The sequence below is a fragment of the Nonomuraea composti genome, from assembly GCF_012034275.1.
Lineage (GTDB): Bacteria > Actinomycetota > Actinomycetes > Streptosporangiales > Streptosporangiaceae > Nonomuraea > Nonomuraea composti.
The window spans coordinates 39,333-57,340 of record NZ_JAATEP010000015.1 but is presented as its reverse complement, the minus strand read 5'-3'; the positions used below and the strand labels follow the sequence as shown (position 1 = coordinate 57,340).

General features: G+C 68.8%; 20 protein-coding genes. 3 read left to right on the top strand and 17 right to left on the bottom strand.

The window, feature by feature from the left end; translation table 11 throughout:
- The first annotated feature begins 17 nt into the window (after positions 1-17).
- Together HCN51_RS22090 and HCN51_RS22085 are read left to right on the top strand one after the other, a co-directional pair.
- Entirely contained in the window at positions 18-1,490 is a 1,473-nt protein-coding gene (locus HCN51_RS22090) for an aldehyde dehydrogenase family protein (RefSeq protein WP_168011394.1), read from the top strand.
- 144 nt (positions 1,491-1,634) lie between these two features.
- On the top strand, positions 1,635-2,177 hold the full coding sequence (locus tag HCN51_RS22085) for a TetR/AcrR family transcriptional regulator (RefSeq protein WP_240973116.1): 543 nt from the start codon (positions 1,635-1,637) through the stop codon (positions 2,175-2,177).
- A 121-nt stretch (positions 2,178-2,298) separates the two neighbouring features.
- Here the strand turns inward: HCN51_RS22085 and HCN51_RS22080 are convergent, their stop codons facing one another.
- The 4 genes from HCN51_RS22080 to HCN51_RS22065 all read right to left on the bottom strand — a co-directional run bounded on the left by HCN51_RS22080 (position 2,299) and on the right by HCN51_RS22065 (position 5,871).
- Entirely contained in the window at positions 2,299-2,616 is a 318-nt protein-coding gene (locus HCN51_RS22080) for an STAS domain-containing protein (protein ID WP_168011393.1), read from the bottom strand.
- 82 nt (positions 2,617-2,698) lie between these two features.
- Complete coding sequence (locus tag HCN51_RS22075; protein WP_168011392.1) at positions 2,699-3,868, bottom strand: sensor histidine kinase; 1,170 nt, start codon at positions 3,866-3,868, stop codon at positions 2,699-2,701.
- Positions 3,869-4,978: an ABC transporter permease gene (locus tag HCN51_RS22070; RefSeq protein WP_168011391.1), complete on the bottom strand. Its 1,110-nt coding sequence runs from the start codon at positions 4,976-4,978 to the stop codon at positions 3,869-3,871.
- A complete protein-coding gene (locus HCN51_RS22065) occupies positions 4,975-5,871 on the bottom strand; it encodes an ABC transporter ATP-binding protein (protein WP_168011390.1) in 897 nt (298 codons plus the stop codon). The genes HCN51_RS22070 and HCN51_RS22065 overlap by 4 nt, the downstream gene beginning before the upstream one ends.
- Positions 5,872-6,030: 159 nt before the next feature.
- Between HCN51_RS22065 and HCN51_RS22060 the strand changes: the two genes are divergently transcribed.
- The gene (locus HCN51_RS22060) at positions 6,031-6,621 is read left to right on the top strand and encodes a cob(I)yrinic acid a,c-diamide adenosyltransferase (RefSeq protein ID WP_168011389.1); all 591 of its coding nucleotides are present in this window, start codon (positions 6,031-6,033) and stop codon (positions 6,619-6,621) included.
- A 407-nt stretch (positions 6,622-7,028) separates the two neighbouring features.
- Here HCN51_RS22060 and HCN51_RS22055 read toward each other — a convergent pair whose 3' ends face one another.
- The 13 genes from HCN51_RS22055 to HCN51_RS21995 all read right to left on the bottom strand — a co-directional run bounded on the left by HCN51_RS22055 (position 7,029) and on the right by HCN51_RS21995 (position 17,965).
- Positions 7,029-7,394: a DUF2550 domain-containing protein gene (locus tag HCN51_RS22055; protein ID WP_346433740.1), complete on the bottom strand. Its 366-nt coding sequence runs from the start codon at positions 7,392-7,394 to the stop codon at positions 7,029-7,031.
- A 45-nt stretch (positions 7,395-7,439) separates the two neighbouring features.
- Positions 7,440-7,841 (bottom strand): F0F1 ATP synthase subunit epsilon, encoded by a 402-nt coding sequence (locus HCN51_RS22050; protein ID WP_080042501.1) that lies wholly within the window; start codon positions 7,839-7,841, stop codon positions 7,440-7,442.
- A 69-nt stretch (positions 7,842-7,910) separates the two neighbouring features.
- Positions 7,911-9,359 carry a F0F1 ATP synthase subunit beta gene (gene atpD / locus HCN51_RS22045; protein WP_168011388.1) on the bottom strand — a complete coding sequence of 483 codons (1,449 nt, stop codon included), beginning with the start codon at positions 9,357-9,359 and terminating at the stop codon, positions 7,911-7,913.
- Between the two features lies 1 nt (position 9,360).
- Complete coding sequence (locus tag HCN51_RS22040; RefSeq protein ID WP_080042503.1) at positions 9,361-10,263, bottom strand: F0F1 ATP synthase subunit gamma; 903 nt, start codon at positions 10,261-10,263, stop codon at positions 9,361-9,363.
- 3 nt (positions 10,264-10,266) lie between these two features.
- Positions 10,267-11,916: a F0F1 ATP synthase subunit alpha gene (atpA, locus tag HCN51_RS22035; protein WP_168011387.1), complete on the bottom strand. Its 1,650-nt coding sequence runs from the start codon at positions 11,914-11,916 to the stop codon at positions 10,267-10,269.
- Positions 11,917-11,940: 24 nt separating this feature from the next.
- A complete protein-coding gene (locus HCN51_RS22030) occupies positions 11,941-12,750 on the bottom strand; it encodes a F0F1 ATP synthase subunit delta (protein WP_168011386.1) in 810 nt (269 codons plus the stop codon).
- Positions 12,750-13,304: a F0F1 ATP synthase subunit B gene (locus tag HCN51_RS22025; protein ID WP_206067440.1), complete on the bottom strand. Its 555-nt coding sequence runs from the start codon at positions 13,302-13,304 to the stop codon at positions 12,750-12,752. The genes HCN51_RS22030 and HCN51_RS22025 overlap by 1 nt, the downstream gene beginning before the upstream one ends.
- 34 nt (positions 13,305-13,338) lie before the next feature.
- Positions 13,339-13,569, bottom strand: a complete 231-nt coding sequence (gene atpE / locus HCN51_RS22020; RefSeq protein WP_103955992.1) for an ATP synthase F0 subunit C — start codon at positions 13,567-13,569, stop codon at positions 13,339-13,341.
- 72 nt (positions 13,570-13,641) lie between these two features.
- The gene (atpB, locus tag HCN51_RS22015; protein WP_168011385.1) at positions 13,642-14,436 is read right to left on the bottom strand and encodes a F0F1 ATP synthase subunit A; all 795 of its coding nucleotides are present in this window, start codon (positions 14,434-14,436) and stop codon (positions 13,642-13,644) included.
- Between the two features lie 67 nt (positions 14,437-14,503).
- Positions 14,504-14,719 carry an AtpZ/AtpI family protein gene (locus HCN51_RS22010; protein ID WP_230465544.1) on the bottom strand — a complete coding sequence of 72 codons (216 nt, stop codon included), beginning with the start codon at positions 14,717-14,719 and terminating at the stop codon, positions 14,504-14,506.
- 65 nt (positions 14,720-14,784) lie between these two features.
- Positions 14,785-15,207 carry a Cg1360 family ATP-synthase-associated protein gene (locus HCN51_RS22005; RefSeq protein ID WP_168011384.1) on the bottom strand — a complete coding sequence of 141 codons (423 nt, stop codon included), beginning with the start codon at positions 15,205-15,207 and terminating at the stop codon, positions 14,785-14,787.
- A gap of 142 nt (positions 15,208-15,349) precedes the next feature.
- Positions 15,350-16,642, bottom strand: a complete 1,293-nt coding sequence (locus tag HCN51_RS22000) for an MraY family glycosyltransferase (RefSeq protein ID WP_168011383.1) — start codon at positions 16,640-16,642, stop codon at positions 15,350-15,352.
- A gap of 57 nt (positions 16,643-16,699) precedes the next feature.
- Positions 16,700-17,965 (bottom strand): serine hydroxymethyltransferase, encoded by a 1,266-nt coding sequence (locus tag HCN51_RS21995; RefSeq protein WP_168011382.1) that lies wholly within the window; start codon positions 17,963-17,965, stop codon positions 16,700-16,702.
- Between the last annotated feature and the right edge of the window lie 43 nt (positions 17,966-18,008).

Genomic DNA, 18,008 nt, shown 5'->3' with positions numbered 1-18,008 from the left:
CGGATTATGGTGACGCCATGACGACGCTGACGTTCGACTCCATCAACCCGGCGACCGGCGAGATCGTCGACAGTCACCCGAAGCAGACCCCCGACGCCGTGCACGAGGCGGTGGGCCGGGCGGAGGAGGCCGCCGCCTGGTGGGCCGCGCTCGGCCCGGCCGAGCGCCGGCGGCGGCTGCTCGACTACAAGGCGGTCCTCGCCCAGCACCTGAAGGAGCTGGCCACGCTCGTCCACCAGGAGACGGGCAAGCCGGTGGGCGATGCCACGCTGGAGCTCGTGCTCACGCTCACGCACCTCGACTGGGCCGCGCGCAACGCCCAGAAGGTGCTCGGCCGCCGCCGCGTGGCCACCGGCATGATCGGGCTCAACCTGGCCGCCACGCTGGAGTACCTGCCCCTCGGCGTCGTCGCCGTCATCGGCCCCTGGAACTATCCGGTCTTCACCCCCATGGGCTCCATCGCGTACGCGCTCGCGGCCGGCAACGCGATCGTGTTCAAGCCCAGCGAGCTGACTCCGGGCGTCGGCGTGCGGCTGGCCGAGCTTTTCCGCGAGTCGGTGCCCGAGCACCCCGTGTTCCAGACGGTGACGGGGCTGGGCGAGACCGGCGCGGCGCTGGCGGCCGACCCCCGCGTGAAGAAGGTGGCCTTCACCGGCTCCACCGCCACCGCCAAGCGGGTCATGGCCGCCTGCGCCGAGAACCTCACGCCGATCGTGGCCGAGTGCGGCGGCAAGGACGCGTTCATCGTCGATGCCGACGCCGACCTCGGGGCCGCCGCCGACGCCTGCCTGTGGGGCGCGATGGCCAACGCCGGGCAGACCTGTGTCGGCGTCGAGCGGGTCTACGTCGTCGACGCCGTCTATGAAAGTTTCATCCGCGAGCTGTCCGAGCGGGTGACGAAGGTGAAGGCCGGCGAGCACTACGGGCCGATCACCATGCCGGGTCAGGTGGACGTCATCAAGCGGCACATCGACGACGCCACGAAGTCGGGCCGGGTGATCGCCGGCGGGCCCGAGTCGGTGCGGGCGCCGTACGTGGACCCGGTGATCGTCGAGGACGTGCCCGAGGACTCCCCCGCCGTTCGGGAGGAGACGTTCGGCCCGACCATCACCGTGCGCCGCACCCGCGACGCCCAGGAGGCGTTGTCGCTGGCCAACGCGTCGGCGTACGGGCTGGGCGGCACCATCTTCAGCAGGAACGCGCGCCGCGCGGCGGAGCTGGCGCGCCTCATGCGCAGCGGGATGACCGCGATCAACTCCGTCATCTCCTTCGCCGGGGTGCCCGCGCTGCCGTTCGGCGGGGTCGGCGATTCGGGGTTCGGCAGGATCCACGGGGCCGACGGCCTGCGCGAGTTCGCCCGGCCCAAGGCCATCGCCCGGCAGCGCTTCGCGATGCCCGGGATGAACCTCACCTCGTTCAATCGAGGGCCCGCGGAGCTTGAGCGACTGGTCAGACTCGTCACGTTCTTGCACGGACGACGTAAAAGATAATCTTCTTACCCTTTCCCTTAACGGATCATCCGTCCATAATTGTGTGCTCTGGGGGCCACGATCATGTTGGACGGGTGGAATGTGAACCGGTCTTACCGGGGAATGTCGGCTGAGCAAAGGCTGGCAGACAGACGCGAGCGGCTGATGACGGCCGCGTACACGCTATACGCGAAGCCGGGTTTCACGGCGACGACCATCGAAAGGCTGTGCTCGGAGGCGCGGATCTCCAACCGCGCCTTCTACGAATGTTTCGGCGGGCGGGAGGAGCTCCTCCAGGCCCTGCACGAGCGCTGCGTGGAGGAAAGCCTGTCGGTCGTCGCCAAGGCGGTGGCGGAGGCCCCCCAGACGCTTGACGGAAGAGTCAAGGCCGGGATTCGCGCCTATATCGAATTCACAACGGCCGACTGGCGGCGGGCACGCATCATGCATGTCGAGGTGCGCAGGTCGGGAGACGTCCTGACACTCTCCCGTCAGCGCGCCGTGGCCTCGTTCGCGAGGTTGGTCGAGGAGGCGTCCGCGGATTTTCCGCTGGGCAGCGACTTGAATCGCCGCCTGGTCGCACTCGGAGTAATTGGGGCGTTACAAGAGTTGCTCATCGAATGGCTGCTCGCGGATGACCAGCCGGACATCGACGAACTCGTGGCGGTCGCCGTCCACATCTTCAACCGCAGCCTCGGCACCGCCTGAACGCGTTATCCACCGGCCATTCATCGGGCGTTTAGCAGAGTCGGCGGGCCGAAAACTACATTTTGTCTAAGCAGGGAAAGAGCGGGTGCCGGCTGATCGTCACCCGCTCCGATATGTCACCTCAGGCCACCGCGGCCGCCGGAGCCTCCACGTGCAGCACCCGATTCAGCCGGGTCACCGCGAGTATCCGCATGATCCTCGGTGGCACCCCCCGAAGAACAAGGCGGCGCTCGACGCTCAGCGCGCGCCTGTGCGCCCCCACGAGCACGCCGAGGCCGGTGGCGTCGATCATCTCCAGCTTGGAGAGATCGAGGATCAGGTCGCCCTCGCCCGCGTCGAGCGCTCTGTGCAGGCGCTCACGCACCGGCGCCGACGTGCCGGCGTCGAGCCGGGCCCCGATCCGTACCACCTGGGCACCCGGATTGCCCCGGACGCGCATGCCACCTCCTTGCTCGCGCACGTACGCACGTACCTACTCCCCTACCCACCAGGCCGGCTCTTCTACATTCCGGAGGTTTTTCCTACACGCCGGGCAGGGGCAGCGACACGACGGCGGCGAGCACGAAGTGCCCGCCGGCGGCCGGGCCCGCCCGCAGCTCGCCGCCCACGGCGGCCAGCCGCTCCCCCATGCCCGCCAGGCCGCTGCCCAGGTCCGCCGCCTGCCGGCGGGCCACCCCGTCGTTGCGCACGCGCAGCTCCGCCTCCCGCTCCGTGAAGCGGATGGTGATCTCGCAGAACGACGCGTCGCTGTGCTTCAGCACGTTCGTCACCGCCTCGCGCACCGCGTAGGCGAACACCGGCGCCACGCCGACCGGCAGCTCACGGTAGGGCAGGCGCACCTCGCAGCGGACCCCGGCCGCTTCGAGCACACCTTTCACGCTATTCACCTCAGCGGCCAAGTCAAGCTCGCGGTAGCCGCGCACGGCCTGCCGCAGGTCCTTGAGCGCCTTCCTGGTCAGGCCGTTCACCTCGGCCATCTCGGCCTTGGCGGCGGCCGCGTCCACGTCCGACAGGCGCACGGCCAGCTCCGTCTTCACCGCGATCGCCGAGAGCTGGTGGCCCACGAGGTCGTGCAGGTCCCTGGCGAAGCGCAGCCGCTCCTCGGCCAGCGCCAGCTTCGTGTGCGCCTCGCGTCCCCCGTGCACCTGCTCCGCCAGCGTCCAGATCCACACCCACAGCCGGTTGGACGGCGGCATCGCCGCGCACATCACCCCGAACATCAGCGCGTTGAGGAACACCACCTCCTCGAACGTCAGGTGCAGCCCGACGGTGAACAGGTTGTCCCGCCAGGTCACGGCCGCCGCCGCGACGCTGACCAGCCACGTGCCGGCCGAGATGAGCAGCGAGGTGCGCCGTGGCAGGTTCAGCGTGGCGATGGACAGCCAGGCCATGAGGATGAACCCCCAGGCCGTCAGGTCCGGCCCGCCCGCGAGGGCCGCGGTCAGCGCGAGGACCGCCGCCACCACCACCAGCCGGGTGGGGTGACGACGGTCCAGGATCGCCCGGATGATGCGCGGGCACAACCACGTGAACAGGGCCGCGGGGACGACCGCGAGCGCGGTGCGCCACCAGCTCAGCAGCCCCGCGTCGAGCCGGGAGGCGGCGCAGACGACGATGACCAGCCAGGTGGCGGCGATCCCCGAGACCAGGACGTGCCTGGTGTATCGCCGCGCCTGCTCGATCTCGTCCATCTACCGGCTGCGCAACACTTCGCCGAACTTCAGCCTGGCCCCCGTCCGCAGCACGGCCCGCTCGTACACGGTGGAGCCGATCTTCAGCACCACCACCACGGCCAGCGCCATCGCCACCATGGAGAGCCCGACCTGCCACATCGGCACCTCGGTCGCGGCCATCCGCACCGGCATGACCATGGAGGAGAACGGCGGCACGTACGACAGCACCGTGGCCAGCGTGCCCGTGGGCTCGTTGGTGACGTAGAACGACACGAAGTACGTCACCATGATCATCATGGTGAGCGGGGTCAGGACGGTGTTCACCTCCTCCTGGCGGGAGACCAGCGAGGCGAACGCCGCCGACAGCGTCGCGAAGAAGGCGTAACCGAGCACGAACCACACGAGCACCGCGACCACCAGGCCCACCATCCCCGGCGGGAAGTCGGCGGCCAGGCCGGAGACCGACGAGGCGGCCAGGCCGATGACCAGGATCGTGCCCAGGTTGATCAGGCCGACCACGCCCAGCCCGAGGATCTTGCCCCCGAGGAGCTGCCACGGCCGCACGGCGGCCAGCAGGATCTCCACGATCCGGCTGCCCTTCTCCTCGACCACCCCCATGGCCACCATCACGATCTGGCCCATGAGCAGCATGAACAGCAGCAGCACGAGCACGGTGGCGATGCCCTGCCGGGCCTCCTGGTACCGGGTGTCGGCGCCCACCGACTGCATCTCCAGCGGCGGGATGGCCACCCCCGCGGCGCCCAGCTTGAACTCCCGGTTGACACTCTGCAGCAGCACCCCGAGCTCGGTGTTGATCTCCCCGTCGGTGAGCACCCTGGCGTTGTCGACCAGCACCGCGTCCACGTCGCCGGCGAGCACGGCCTGCTTCGCCGCCGCCTCGTCGGCGAACTTGCGCCACTCGAACTCGATGTCCGGCGCGGCGGCGTGCAGCGGCAACTGCTGCGAGTTGACCAGCCCCAGCTTGTACGAGTCGCCCCCGCCCATGATCTTGGGCAGGAAGGACACCGCCCCGACCAGCAGGGCCGTGACGAGCAGGCCGATCACGAACGCCCTGGTCCTGACCTGCGTGCTGACCTCGCGCCTGGCGACCAGCAGCAAACCGTTCACGCCACGGCCTCCTTGAAGATCTCGGTGAGGGTCGGCTGCTCGACGCCGAAGTGCTCGACGTGACCGGCCTTCATGGCGCGGCGCAGGATCTCCTGGTCGTCGCCCTCGTCCGTCAGCAGGATCTGCCGGGAGCCGCTCACGGTCACCGTGCCGGGCAGGCCGTCGGCCCAGCCCGGAGCCGGGGCCCGGACGACGACGCGCAGCGTGCCGCTCTCGGCCGCACGCAGGTCGGCCACGGTCCCGGAGGCCACCATGCGGCCCGCCGAGACGATGCCCACCGAGTCGCACAGCCGCTCCACCAGTTCGAGCTGATGACTGGAGAAGATCACCGGCACGCCGCCCCTGCACCGCTCCTGCAGCGCCGTGGCCAGCGCGTCCACCGCGATCGGGTCCAGGCCCGAGAACGGCTCGTCGAGGATCAGCACCTCCGGGTCGTGCACCAGCGCCACGGCGAGCTGCACGCGCTGCTGGTTGCCCAGCGACAGCGCCTGCACCGCGTCGCCCCTGCGCTCGGTCAGCCCAAGCCGCTGCAGCAGGTCGTCGGTGGCCTTCTTCGCCGCCGGCGCGCTCAGCCCGTGCAGGCGCCCGAAGTACTCGATCTGCTCGGCGACCCGCATCTTCTGGTACAGGCCGCGCTCCTCCGGCATGTACCCGAACCGCTGCCGGTCGTCGTAACCGAGGGGCCTGCCCTGCCAGCTCACCGAGCCGGAGTCCGCCTGCAGCACGCCCATCACGATGCGCATCGTCGTGGTCTTGCCCGCGCCGTTCGCACCCACGAACCCGAACATCTCCCCCGGCCGCACCGTGAAACTGATCCCATCGAGGGCGACCTTGCCGCCGGGGGCGCCGGGGCCGCCCGCGAAACGCTTGCGCAGCTCGCTGATCTCGAGCATCAGGTCATCTCCTTCGTCATGGGTCAATAGTGGCTTCAGCCTGGTTCGCCCAGGTAGTCGCGGAAATCACCGCCCCGATGTGGACCCTGCGGAGGAATCCGATGACATTTGTCACCCCCGCACCGGGACCCCGGCCGGCCGCTTCACTACCCTGAAGCCATGACACGCGCCGACAAAGACAAACCCGTCGTTCTCTCCCACATCTACACCCGCGCGGGCGACGACGGCACCACGGCGCTGGTCGACATGAGCCGCACCACCAAGACCGACCCCCGGCTCGCCGCCTACGCCGACGTCGAGGAAGCCAACGCCCACCTCGGCCTCGCCCTCTCCCACGGCACCTTCCCCACCGCCCTCGCCGACGTCCTCGCCCGCATCCAGAACGAACTCTTCGACGTCGGCGCCGACCTCGCCACCCCCGTCATCCCCGACCCGGAATTCCCGCCGCTGCGGGTGGAACAGGGCTACATCGACCGCCTCGAAGAGCAGATCGACCGCTTCAACGCCGACCTCAAGCCGCTGCGCAGCTTCATCCTCCCCGGCGGCGACCCCGCCACCGCCGCCCTCCACGTGGCCCGCGTCACGGTCCGGCGCGCGGAACGTACGGCGTGGGCGGCCCTGGAGGCGCACGAGGACATGAACCCGCTGACGGCCAAATACCTCAACCGCCTCTCGGACCTGCTGTTCGTCGCCTGCCGCGTGGCCCACAACGGCAACGAACCCCTCTGGAAACCCGGCGCCACCCGCTGACCCTGACCACGGCCTCAGCTCGCCACTTCGGCGCGCAACCTCACTTCGCGCCCGGCGGACCGCCTCTACAAGCGCGGCTGACCCCACCGCCTCAGCGAGCCCCCTACGCGCGTCTCACCCCGCCGCCTCCACGGCTCCAGGCCGCCGCCTCTATGCGCGGCTCAAGGCCGTCGTCACGAGCCGCCGTACACGGCGCCGAGCTCCGACGCACACCACCTCACCGACGCGGCACATGTTGCGCGCCCGCGCGCGCGGCTTGCTCGCTTCGCATCGCAGCCGCGCGTTCGCATCTCACCACGCGGCCCAGGCCCGCTCCGGCTCACAACGCAACCCTGGCCTGCTCGCACGCCGCAATGCAGCATCCGCAGGCGCACGCCCTGCACGCCAGCCAGAGCGCGGAAGGCTAGCTAGGCGACGTCCAGATAAGCGCTGGGCGGGGCGGATTCCAGCCACGCCAGGAACCCGGTCATCGCGTCGGCGCTCATCGCCAGCGAAACCCCCCGCGTGCTCCCCGTGCAGTCCACCGCGAACAGCCCGCCGTCGATCTCGCGGCGGGCGGATACGACAAGGCCGCGTCTCGCGATTGCGTGACGCGGCCTGAGTCGGATGCCGAGCAGCGGGATCCAGTGGAGCTCGCCGTCGGCGTAGCGGGCTACCCCGCTCTGCCACCCGCGGTCTCCGACGCGCAGGCGACAGGGGACGCTGCCGCGGGAGCGGGCGAGCGTCACCCCGCGCAGCACGATGAGGGCGGCCAGCAGCACTACGAGAATCACAACCGTCGCCACCATGCCGCCCCCCTGAACGCTTCTTGCTATGTATTAAACCTCTTCGCCCGCCGCGCGCAGCCGGGCCCTGGCACGCTTGGCCTCGATTGCCGCGTCGGCGTCTTCCTGGTTGGCCTCGATCGAGGCCTGAGCCCGGTCGAGTGCGTCGCGGGCAGCCGCGACGTCGACCTCGGAGCCGAGCTCGGCCACTTCGGCGAGGACGGAGACTTCGTCGTCGGCGACGGAGATGAACCCTCCGTGCACCGCCGCCACCAGCTCCGGCTCGCCTTCCCGCTTCACGCGCAGCACGCCGCCCTCGACGAGGACGCCGAGCACAGGTGCGTGTTGCGGCATAATACCGATCTCGCCGTCCACGGTCTTGGCAATCACCATGTCGGCTTCGCCCGACCAGATCTCACGCTCGGGTGAGACAACCCCTACGCGTAGCTTCGCCACTTGTGTAGGTTCCTTTCCGATCAGGTGGTGGTACGGCAGATCAACCCCGTACCACCACCGTGGGGGCGATTAGCGACGCTCGAGTTCCTTGGCCTTGGCGATGGCCTGCTCGATGCCACCGACCATGAAGAACGCCTGCTCGGGCAGGTGGTCGTACTCACCCGCGCAGAGGCCCTTGAACGAGGCGATGGTCTCGTCGAGCGGCACGGTCTCGCCGGGCTGGCCGGTGAAGGCCTCGGCCGCGTACATCGGGTGCGACAGGAAGCGCTCGATGCGGCGGGCCCGCTGGACGGTGACCTTGTCCTCTTCGGAGAGCTCGTCGATACCGAGGATGGCGATGATGTCCTGGAGCTCGCGGTACTTCTGCAGGATCCGCTTGGTCTCCTGGGCCACCCGGTAGTGCTCCTCGCCGACGATCTGCGGGTCGAGGATGCGGGAGGAGGAGTCGAGCGGGTCCACCGCGGGGTAGATGCCCTTCTCCGAGATCGGCCGCGACAGCACGGTCTGCGCGTCGAGGTGCGCGAACGCGTTGTGCGGGGCCGGGTCGGTGATGTCGTCGGCGGGCACGTAGATCGCCTGCATGGAGGTGATCGAGTGACCGCGCGTCGAGGTGATGCGCTCCTGGAGCACACCCATCTCGTCGGCCAGCGTGGGCTGGTAACCCACGGCGGACGGCATGCGGCCGAGCAGGGTGGAGACCTCGGAGCCGGCCTGCGTGAAGCGGAAGATGTTGTCGATGAACAGCAGCACGTCCTGCTTCTGCACGTCGCGGAAGTACTCCGCCATCGTCAGCGCCGACAGGGCGACCCGCAGACGGGTGCCCGGCGGCTCGTCCATCTGGCCGAAGACGAGCGCGGTGTCCTTGAGGACGTCCGCCTCCTCCATCTCCAGCCAGAGGTCGTTGCCCTCACGGGTGCGCTCGCCGACGCCGGCGAAGCACGACGTACCACCGAAGTTGCGGGCGACGCGCCGGATCATCTCCTGGATGAGGACCGTCTTGCCCACGCCGGCGCCGCCGAACAGGCCGATCTTGCCACCCTGCACGTACGGGGTGAGCAGGTCGATGACCTTGATGCCGGTGACGAGCAGCTCGGTACGGGACTCGAGCTGGTCGAAGGCCGGCGACGGCCGGTGGATGCCCCACCGCTCGGTGATCTTGAGCGAGGAGGTGGGGACGTCGAGGGTCTCGCCGAGCGCGTTCCACACGTGGCCCTTGACGACGTCGCCGACGGGCACCGAGATCGGCGCGCCGGTGTCGGCGACCGCCTGGCCGCGGACCAGGCCGTCGGTGGGCTGCATGGAGATGGCGCGGACGAGGTTGTCGCCCAGGTGCTGGGCGACCTCGAGCGTCAGGGTCTTGGTCTCGCCGCCGAGGGTCACCTCGACCTTGAGCGCGTTATAGATGTCGGGCATCGCCTCGACGGGGAACTCCACGTCGACGACGGCGCCGGTGACACGTGCCACGCGGCCAGTGCCGGCCGCGGGGGCTTCTACAGTTTCAACAGCCTCTGCAGTCATTTCACTCTTTCCCCGCTGCGGCGTCAGCGAGCGCGTTGGCGCCACCGACGATCTCGCTGATTTCCTGGGTGATCTCGGCCTGGCGAGCCTGGTTCATCTGCTGGGTGAGCACCCGCATCAGCTCGTTGGCGTTGTCGGTCGCGGACTTCATCGCGCGCCGCCGCGCGGCCTCCTCGGAGGCCGCGGACTGGAGCAGCGCGGTGAAGATGCGCGACTCCACGTAGCGCGGCAGCAGCGACTCCAGTACGTCGCCGGCGGTCGGCTCGAACTCGAAGTACGGCGGGATCGCGGTGGACTCCGTCGCCTCGGTCTCTTCGACCTCCAGCGGCAGGACCCGCTTGACCACGACGTTCTGGGTGAGCATCGAGACGAACTCGGTCGAGACGATGTGGATCTCGTCGATCCCGTTCTCGTCCTTGAACGAGTCGATGAGCACGCCCGCGATCTCCTTGGCGTCGGCGTAGGCCGGCTTCCGCGAGAATCCGACCCAGCTGCCGCCCATCTCCCGGTTGCGGAAGGTGTGCCAGGTGACACCCTTGCGCCCGGTGACGAACGGCACCACGGTCATCCCGCGGCTCTCCAGCAGCCCGCGCAGGGCCTCGGCCTCGCGCAGCACGTTGGCGTTGAAGCCGCCGCAGAAGCCGCTGTCGCTGGTGACGATGAGGACGCCCGCCTTGGCGGGGTTCTCCTTCGCCACGGTCAGCGGATGGTCGACGCTGGCCGCGTTGCTGACGACGCCGGTGACGGCGCGCGTGATCTCGCGCTCGTACGGCAGCGCCGCCTGCATCCGCTGCTGCGCCCTCACGATCCGTGAAGAGGCGATGAGCTCCTGGGCGCGCGTGATCTTCGCGGTCGACTTGACCGAGTTGATCCGCCGCCGCAGCAGCCTTAGCTGGGCACCCATGTCCTACTTCTCCGCCGCCGGACGGACGACCTTCTTGATCTTCTCCTGGCCGACCTCGTCGGCCCCCAGCGGCGCCACCGGCTCGTCCTTGACCAGCAGCTCACCCGAGGAGGTGGTGAAGCCCTTCTTGAACTCCGTGATGGCGTCCTTCAGAGCGGTCACCGCGTCGTCGGACAGGTCGCGGGTCTCGCGGATGCCGTCGAAGATCCCCTTGTGCGAGGACTGGAGGTAGTCGAGGAACTCCTGCTCGAAGCGGCGGATGTCCTCGACCGGCACCTCGTCGAGCTCGCCGGTGGTGCCGGACCACACCGACACGACCTGCTTCTCGACGGGGAACGGAGAGTACTGGGGCTGCTTGAGCAGCTCGACCAGCCGCTGACCGCGCTCGAGCTGGGCGCGGGAGGCGGCGTCGAGGTCGGAGGCGAACGCGGCGAACGCCTCCAGGTCGCGGTACTGCGACAGCGACAGCTTCAGCGTACCGGCGACCTTGCGCATGGCCTTGACCTGCGCGGAGCCACCGACTCGGGAGACGGAGATACCGACGTTGATGGCCGGACGGACACCCGCGTTGAACAGGTCCGTCTCCAGGAAGCACTGGCCGTCGGTGATGGAGATGACGTTGGTCGGGATGAACGCCGACACGTCGTTGCCCTTGGTCTCGATGACCGGCAGGCCCGTCATCGAGCCACCGCCCATGTCGTCGGAGAGCTTGGCGCAGCGCTCCAGCAGCCGGGAGTGGAGGTAGAAGACGTCGCCGGGGAAGGCCTCACGGCCCGGCGGGCGACGCAGCAGCAGGGACACGGCGCGGTAGGCGTCGGCCTGCTTGGTCAGGTCGTCGAAGATGATCAGGACGTGCTTGCCCTGGTACATCCAGTGCTGGCCGATGGCCGAGCCGGTGTAGGGGGCAAGGTACTTGTAGCCGGCCGGGTCGGAGGCGGGGGCGGCGACGATGGTGGTGTACTCCAGCGCGCCTGCCTCCTCGAGGCGGGCCTTCACCTGCGCGATCGTCGAGCCCTTCTGGCCGATGGCGACGTAGACGCAGCGGACCTGCTGCTCGGGGTCGCCGGACAGCCAGCCCTCGCGCTGGTTGAGGATGGTGTCCACGGCGATGGCCGTCTTGCCCGTGCCACGGTCACCGATGATCAGCTGGCGCTGGCCACGGCCGATCGGCGTCATGGCGTCGATCGCCTTGATGCCGGTCTGCAGCGGCTGCTTCACCGGCTGCCGCTGAACGACGGTGGGGGCCTGCAGCTCAAGGGCACGCGTGCCCTCGGCCTCGATGGCGCCCTTGCCGTCGAGCGGGTTGCCCAGGGGGTCGACCACGCGGCCGAGGAAGTTGTCGCCGACGGGCACGGACAGGACCTCGCCCGTCCGGCGGACCGTCTGGCCTTCCTCGATGCCGCTGAACTCGCCCAGGATAACGGCACCGATCTCGCGCGTGTCGAGGTTCAGTGCCAGGCCGCGCGTGCCGTTCTCGAACTCGAGCAGCTCGTTCGCCATCGCCGAGGGAAGGCCGGAGACATGGGCGATGCCGTCGCCGGCGTCGACGACGGTCCCGATCTCCTCGCGCGCGGCGCCTTCCGGTTCGTACGCCTGGACGAAGCGCTCAAGCGCGTCCCGGATCTCGTCCGGCCGGATCGTAAGCTCCGCCATCTCTACTCTGTCTCCCTCTATCGCCTAGCCGGCCAACCGGCGGCGGACTTCTTCGATTCGTCCCACAATGGTGGTGTCGATGATCTCGTCGCCGATGCGGACCGAGAACCCACCGAGCACTCGCTTGTCCACCTCGACATTCAGGTGCACGTCACGCCCGTAGGAGGTGCGCAGCCAGGCTGCGAGGCGCTCCTTCTGCGCCGCGGTCAGCTCGACCGCGCTGCGCACCACCGCCACGAGGCGCTGGCGCTGCTGCGCCACGAGATGACCGACCTCTTCCAGGCCACTTTCCAGGCTACGCCCACGCGGGTGCACCACCAGCTGCGTGATCAGGCGCAGGCTGGACGGGGCGACCTTGCCCTCGAGCAGGTTGCGCAGCAGTTCGCGCTTGCCCTCCTCGGGGGCGGCCGCGTCGGCGAGCGCGCGGCGCAGCTCGGGGTTGGCGGCGACGATGCGGCCGAAGCGGAAGAGCTCGTCCTCCACCTCGTCGAGCCTGTTCTGGCTCTCCGCCTCCGCCGCCGCTGCGACGACGCCGAGCCGTTCGAGCACGTCGGCCAGGTCGCCGGCCCGGGACCACCGGGCCGAGACCGCGGCCTCGGCGGTGGCCAGGGCCGCGGCGCTCACCTTGCCGTCGAGCAGCGAGCGCACGACGCCCGCCTTCTGCTCGGCCGCCCTGGCCGGGTCGGACAGGGCGCGGCGCAGGCCGTGCTCGCGGTCGAGCAGATCCGCGACCGCGAACAGCTCGTCGGAGAGCGAACCGAGGTCGGCACTACCGGCGACCGCGTTGAAGCGCTCTTCGACTCCGGCCAGCGAGGTCCTGCTCAAACCGCGCATCAGCGCACCGCCTGCGCGTTGGAGCTCTCCAGCTCGTCGAGGAACCGGTCCACGATCCGGCTCTGGCGGGCCTCGTCCTCGAGGGACTCGCCGACGATGCGGCCTGCCAGCTCGGTCGACAGGCGACCGATCTCGGTGCGGAGCTGGGCGAAGGCCGCCTGGCGGTCGGCCTCGATCTGCGCGTGCGCGGCCTCGACGAGGCGGCGGGCCTCCGCCTGCGCCTCCTCGCGAAGCTCGGCCTTGATCTGCGCGGCCTGCTCGCGAGCTTCCTCGCGCAGCCTGGCCGCGTCGCGACGGGCCTCTTCGAGCTGCTCGGAGTAGCGCCGCTGCAGGGCCTGAGCCTCCGCCTGGGCCTCCTCCGCCCTCTTGATGCCGCCCTCGATCGCGTCGGTCCGCTCGGCCAGCGTCTTCTGGATACGCGGGACGAGCATCCTGCCGACGACGAAGAAGACGACGAGGAACGCGAAGATACCGACGACGAGCTCGTACGTGTGCGGGAGGAGCGGGTTGAACTCACCCTCCTCCGCCGCGAGGAGCGTAGCTGCCAGTTTCATTGGTGCAGCCTTTCGTCAGGGATTCTTCTGGTCTTTAGAGGTTCGCGAAGAGGAACGGCGCGACCAGACCGATCAGGGCGAGGGCCTCGGTGAGGACGAAGCCGAGGAGCATGTTCTGGCGGATCAGGCCGTACGCCTCCGGCTGGCGGGCGATGGCCTGCACGCCCTGACCGAAGATGATGCCGACGCCGATGCCGGGGCCGATGGCGGCGAGACCGTAACCGATGGCGGTGACGTTGCCGGAGACCTCAGCGAGAACGCTCATTACTGTTATTCCTTTACTGGACGGCCGGTGAAGCGGAGTCTCACCGGTCATGGATATTCCGGTATGTGGTTCTCAGTGTTCTGCGTGCAAGGAGCCACCGATGTACATCGATGCCAGCATCGCGAAGAGGAATGCCTGCAGGAACTGGATGAAGATCTCGAAGCCGGTGAAGATGATCGTCATGACCACACCGACGATGCCGACAGGGGCGCCCAGCGGCGTGAGCTTCTCGAACAGGAACCAGAAGCCGACCATGCTGAAGAACGCGAGCAGCATGTGCCCGGCGAACATGTTGGCGAAGAGTCGGACGGCGTGCGTGAACGGCGCGATGATCATGTTCGAGAGGAACTCGATCGGCGACAGCAGCACGTAGATCGCCTTGGGCAGCCCCGGGGGGAACATCATGTTCTTGAAGTAGCCGCCCAGGCCCTGGTGCTTGACGCCGAGCCAGATCTTGAGCACGTAGATCGAGATCGCGAGCACCGCCGGGAAGGCGATGTGCGAGGCCACCGGGAACTGGGCGATGGGCACGACGCCCGCCAGGTTCCAGACGAGGACCAGGAAGAACAGCGTCACCAGCAGGCCCATGAACCGGTCGGCGTCCTTGCCCAGGAACGGGCGGGCGACCTGGTCACGGACGAACATGTAGCCGTACTCGACGACGTTCTGCATGCCCCGGGGCACGAGCTTCGGCTTGGAGAAGGCGGCCCAGGTCAGGCCGATCACCAGGATCGCGCTGAGAACGGCCAGCAGGACCGGCTTGGTGAACCATTCGACCCCGGGAATGATCGGAGGCAGGTCGAAGAGTTCGTTCGGCGTCGGCGCGGTGAACTCGTCGCCGTGGGCTGGGGCCGTCAGCGTAATCACGCGGCGTTCCCTTCAACGTCGTAGTGGATCACAAGGGTTTCCTCGGCGAAGTTTTCGCTACGTCGGACTAGCGAGAGAACTTCCGGTAGGCCAGATAGCCGGCAAGCATCAGCCCCAGGACGGTGCCTATGGGGAAGAACGCGGACGTGTCGAGCCACCGGTCCAGCAACCAGCCGATCGCGCCATAGACGATCATCCCGGCGAGCAGATAGCTGGGGATCGACCACATGGCATCGGCGAAGTCGCGACCGTCTTCTTCCGGTCGGCGTTCCTGTGCGCTCATCGCGGCCCTGACGATAGCAGGCGAGTAGAGGACTAGTCATATCGGACCCCGTCCATGAACCAGCCTCATGAGTCGCCCTTACCGGGGACCTTGGCTTCGGGGTCGACGTAAAACATCTTGGTCTTGATGAAGCCGCGTACTTCGAAGCCCGTCCAGACGAGCGTGCAGACCACGACCGACCAGGCGAAAGCCTTGGAATTCCAGGCCGTGGTGTCACCGAAGACGCTGAGCACGATCGTGATGGCGACGACCTTGACGAGGTAGCTCAGCATCGCGGCGATCGCCATCATCTGCGGGGAGACGCGGGCGGCATAGGACACCGCTACCACGCTGATGCTGAAGAAAACCCCGACGAGCAAAGCGCCGATGGCGGCGCCGAGCGCTCCCTTGCCCTCAGCCATCAGGAACGCCACGACCACGGCGACCACTCCAACCAGCGCGGTCGGGATCGCGGCGCCTTTGAGTACGCGCACGTCGTTGGCCTGCATCGGTGCTCCATCAACGAGTTATCAAGCGAGCGTTTGCTACCTCCAGAACCGGTAAGTCTGGAGTCCCTGCTCGTGAAAGATATCACAAGCTCACGGAAGACCGCTTTTACCTGCCGTTTCTAGTTCCCGATCAAGGACGGCATCACGGACGGCTCGGGAAGACGGGAATGACCGGATTGCCCTCGGCCGTCGCGCGCTCGCGGGACGACCCGTCGGCGGGTGGCATCTGCGGTCTTCTGACCTGCGTATCCGGCAGGATCGGCGGCATCGGGCCGGTGGGCGGGCCGTCGTCGTTGTCGGGCTGCTTGTTGCGCTGCGCGGAGTGCGCCCCGCCCCTGCCCCGCCAGCGCGGGGCGGCCATGAGCACCAGCACGGCCAGCGCCAGGACGATGACCACCAGGAACCACAGCACCGGCACACCCACGCGCGCCAGCAGCACCACGCCGAAGGCGAACAGGAACGCCCACGCGTACATGATCAGCACCGAGCGGCGCTGCGAGTGGCCGATGTCGAGCAACCGGTGGTGCAGGTGGCCGCGGTCGGGGGCGAACGGCGACAGCCCCTGCGAGGTGCGGCGCACCACGGCGGTGATGAGGTCGATCAGCGGCAGGACCAGCACCGCCGCCGGCAGCATCAGCGGCAGCAGCACACCCACCTTGTTCACGCTCTCGATGGCGGCCGGGTCGAGCGGCGTCACCGTCACGATCGAGGAGGCGAGCACCAGGCCGATCAGCATCGCCCCCGTGTCACCCATGAAGATCTTGGCCGGGTGGAAGTTGTGCGGCAGGAACCCCAGGCAGGTGCCGATGAGCACGGCCGCGATGGCGGCGGTCGTGGTGATGTTGCCGGCGCTCATGCTCTGCGCCAGGAAGATCGAGTACGCCCACGTGGCCATGGCCGCGATGCAGACGATGCCCGCCGCGAGCCCGTCGAGCCCGTCGACGAAGTTGACCGCGTTGATCGTCACCACCACGACCAGGATCGTGATGACCGTGCTGAGCGTGTAGTCGAGGCTGGTCGAGCCGCCCCAGTCCTTCGGCAGCGGGATGTAGAGCAGCCGCAGGTTGAAGGCGACCAGCACCCCCGCCGCCGCGATCTGCCCGCCGAGCTTGATGAAGGCGTCCATGCCCCACCAGTCGTCGAGGAACCCCGTCACCGTGATCAGCCCGCCGGCCACGATCAGGGCCTTGACCACGTCGGCGTCGTAGCCGGCCAGCGCCTCGCCCGTGTGGGTGAGCTGCTGGGCGGTCAGCAGGCCGACGACCAGGCCGCCGTACATCGCCAGGCCGCCCAGCCTGGGCGTCGGCGTGGTGTGCACGTCGCGCTCGCGAACCTCGGGCATGGCGCCGATACGGATGGCGAAGCGGCGCACCAGCGGGACCAGCAGATACGTGACCGCCGCCGAGATGAGCGCCATGAACAGGTATTCGCGCACGAACCTAGTTTCCCGGATGCTCCGGCCAGCTGTGACCGGAAATCGACACAGAACCGCTTAATATTCGCTGAGATATGGACGATGGATGGCGAGAAGAGCCGCAACTCTTTCCCTGACCTCCTCTGAGCTGCCCGGATACCGCACCGCCCGGGTCACGAGCGAGCCGATCTCCTTGAGTTCCTGGGGCCCCATCCCCTGAGTGGTCACGCAGGGCGTCCCGACCCGGATCCCCGACGTGACCGCGGGCGGCTCCGGGTCGTACGGGACCGCGTTGCGGTTCAGCGTGATCCCCGCCGCCGCGCACCTGCGCTCCGCCTCCGCCCCCGAGACGCCCAGCCCGCGCAGGTCGATCAGCGCCAGATGCGTGTCCGTCCCGCCGGACACGGCCCGCATCCCCTCCGCCGCCAGCGCGTCCGCCAGCGTCCGCGCGTTCGCCACCACCTGCCGCGCGTAACCGGCGAACTCCGGACGCATCGCCTCCCCGAACGCCACCGCCTTCGCCGCCACCACGTGCATCAGCGGCCCGCCCTGCACGAACGGGAACACCGCCCGATCGATCTTCCCCGCCAGCTCGCCCGTGCACAGGATCGCGCCGCCGCGCGGCCCGCGCAGCGTCTTGTGCGTCGTGAACGTCACGACGTCCGCGTACGGCACCGCCGACGGGATCGCCCCGCCCGCCATCAGCCCCACCGGATGCGCCACGTCGGCCAGCAGCCACGCCCCCACCTCGTCCGCGATGCCGCGGAAGACCTGATAGTCGATCAACCTCGGGTACGCCGTCGCGCCGCACACGATGAGCTTCGGCCGGTGCCGCAACGCCAGATCCCGGACCTCGTCGAGGTCGATCAGTTCGGTGTCGCGCCGCACCCCGTACGACACGACGTCGAACCATCTTCCCGAGAAGTTCACCTTCGAGCCGTGCGTCAGATGGCCGCCGTGCGGGAGCGCCATGGCCAGCATCGTGTCGCCCGGCTGGAGCAGGGCGGCATAGGCGGCCAGGTTCGCCGAGGCGCCCGAATGCGGCTGGACGTTGGCGTGCTCGGCCCCGAACAGGGCGCGCGCCCGCTCCACCGCCAGCCGCTCCGCCCGGTCGACGACCTCGCAGCCGCCGTAGTAGCGCCGGCCCGGGTAGCCCTCGGCGTACTTGTTGGTGAGGGTGGAGCCCAGCGCGGCCAGCACGGCGGGCGAGGTGAAGTTCTCGCTCGCGATGAGCTGGATCCCGGCGCGAGCCCGGTCGAGCTCGTCGATCAGGATCTGCGCGATCTCGGGATCCCGGCTCCGCAACATTCCGAAGTCCGGACCGTAGTAGGGTTGCGCACCCATTTCTCCACAGTACGCCCTAATGTCCGTTTTTCCCAGAAACCGG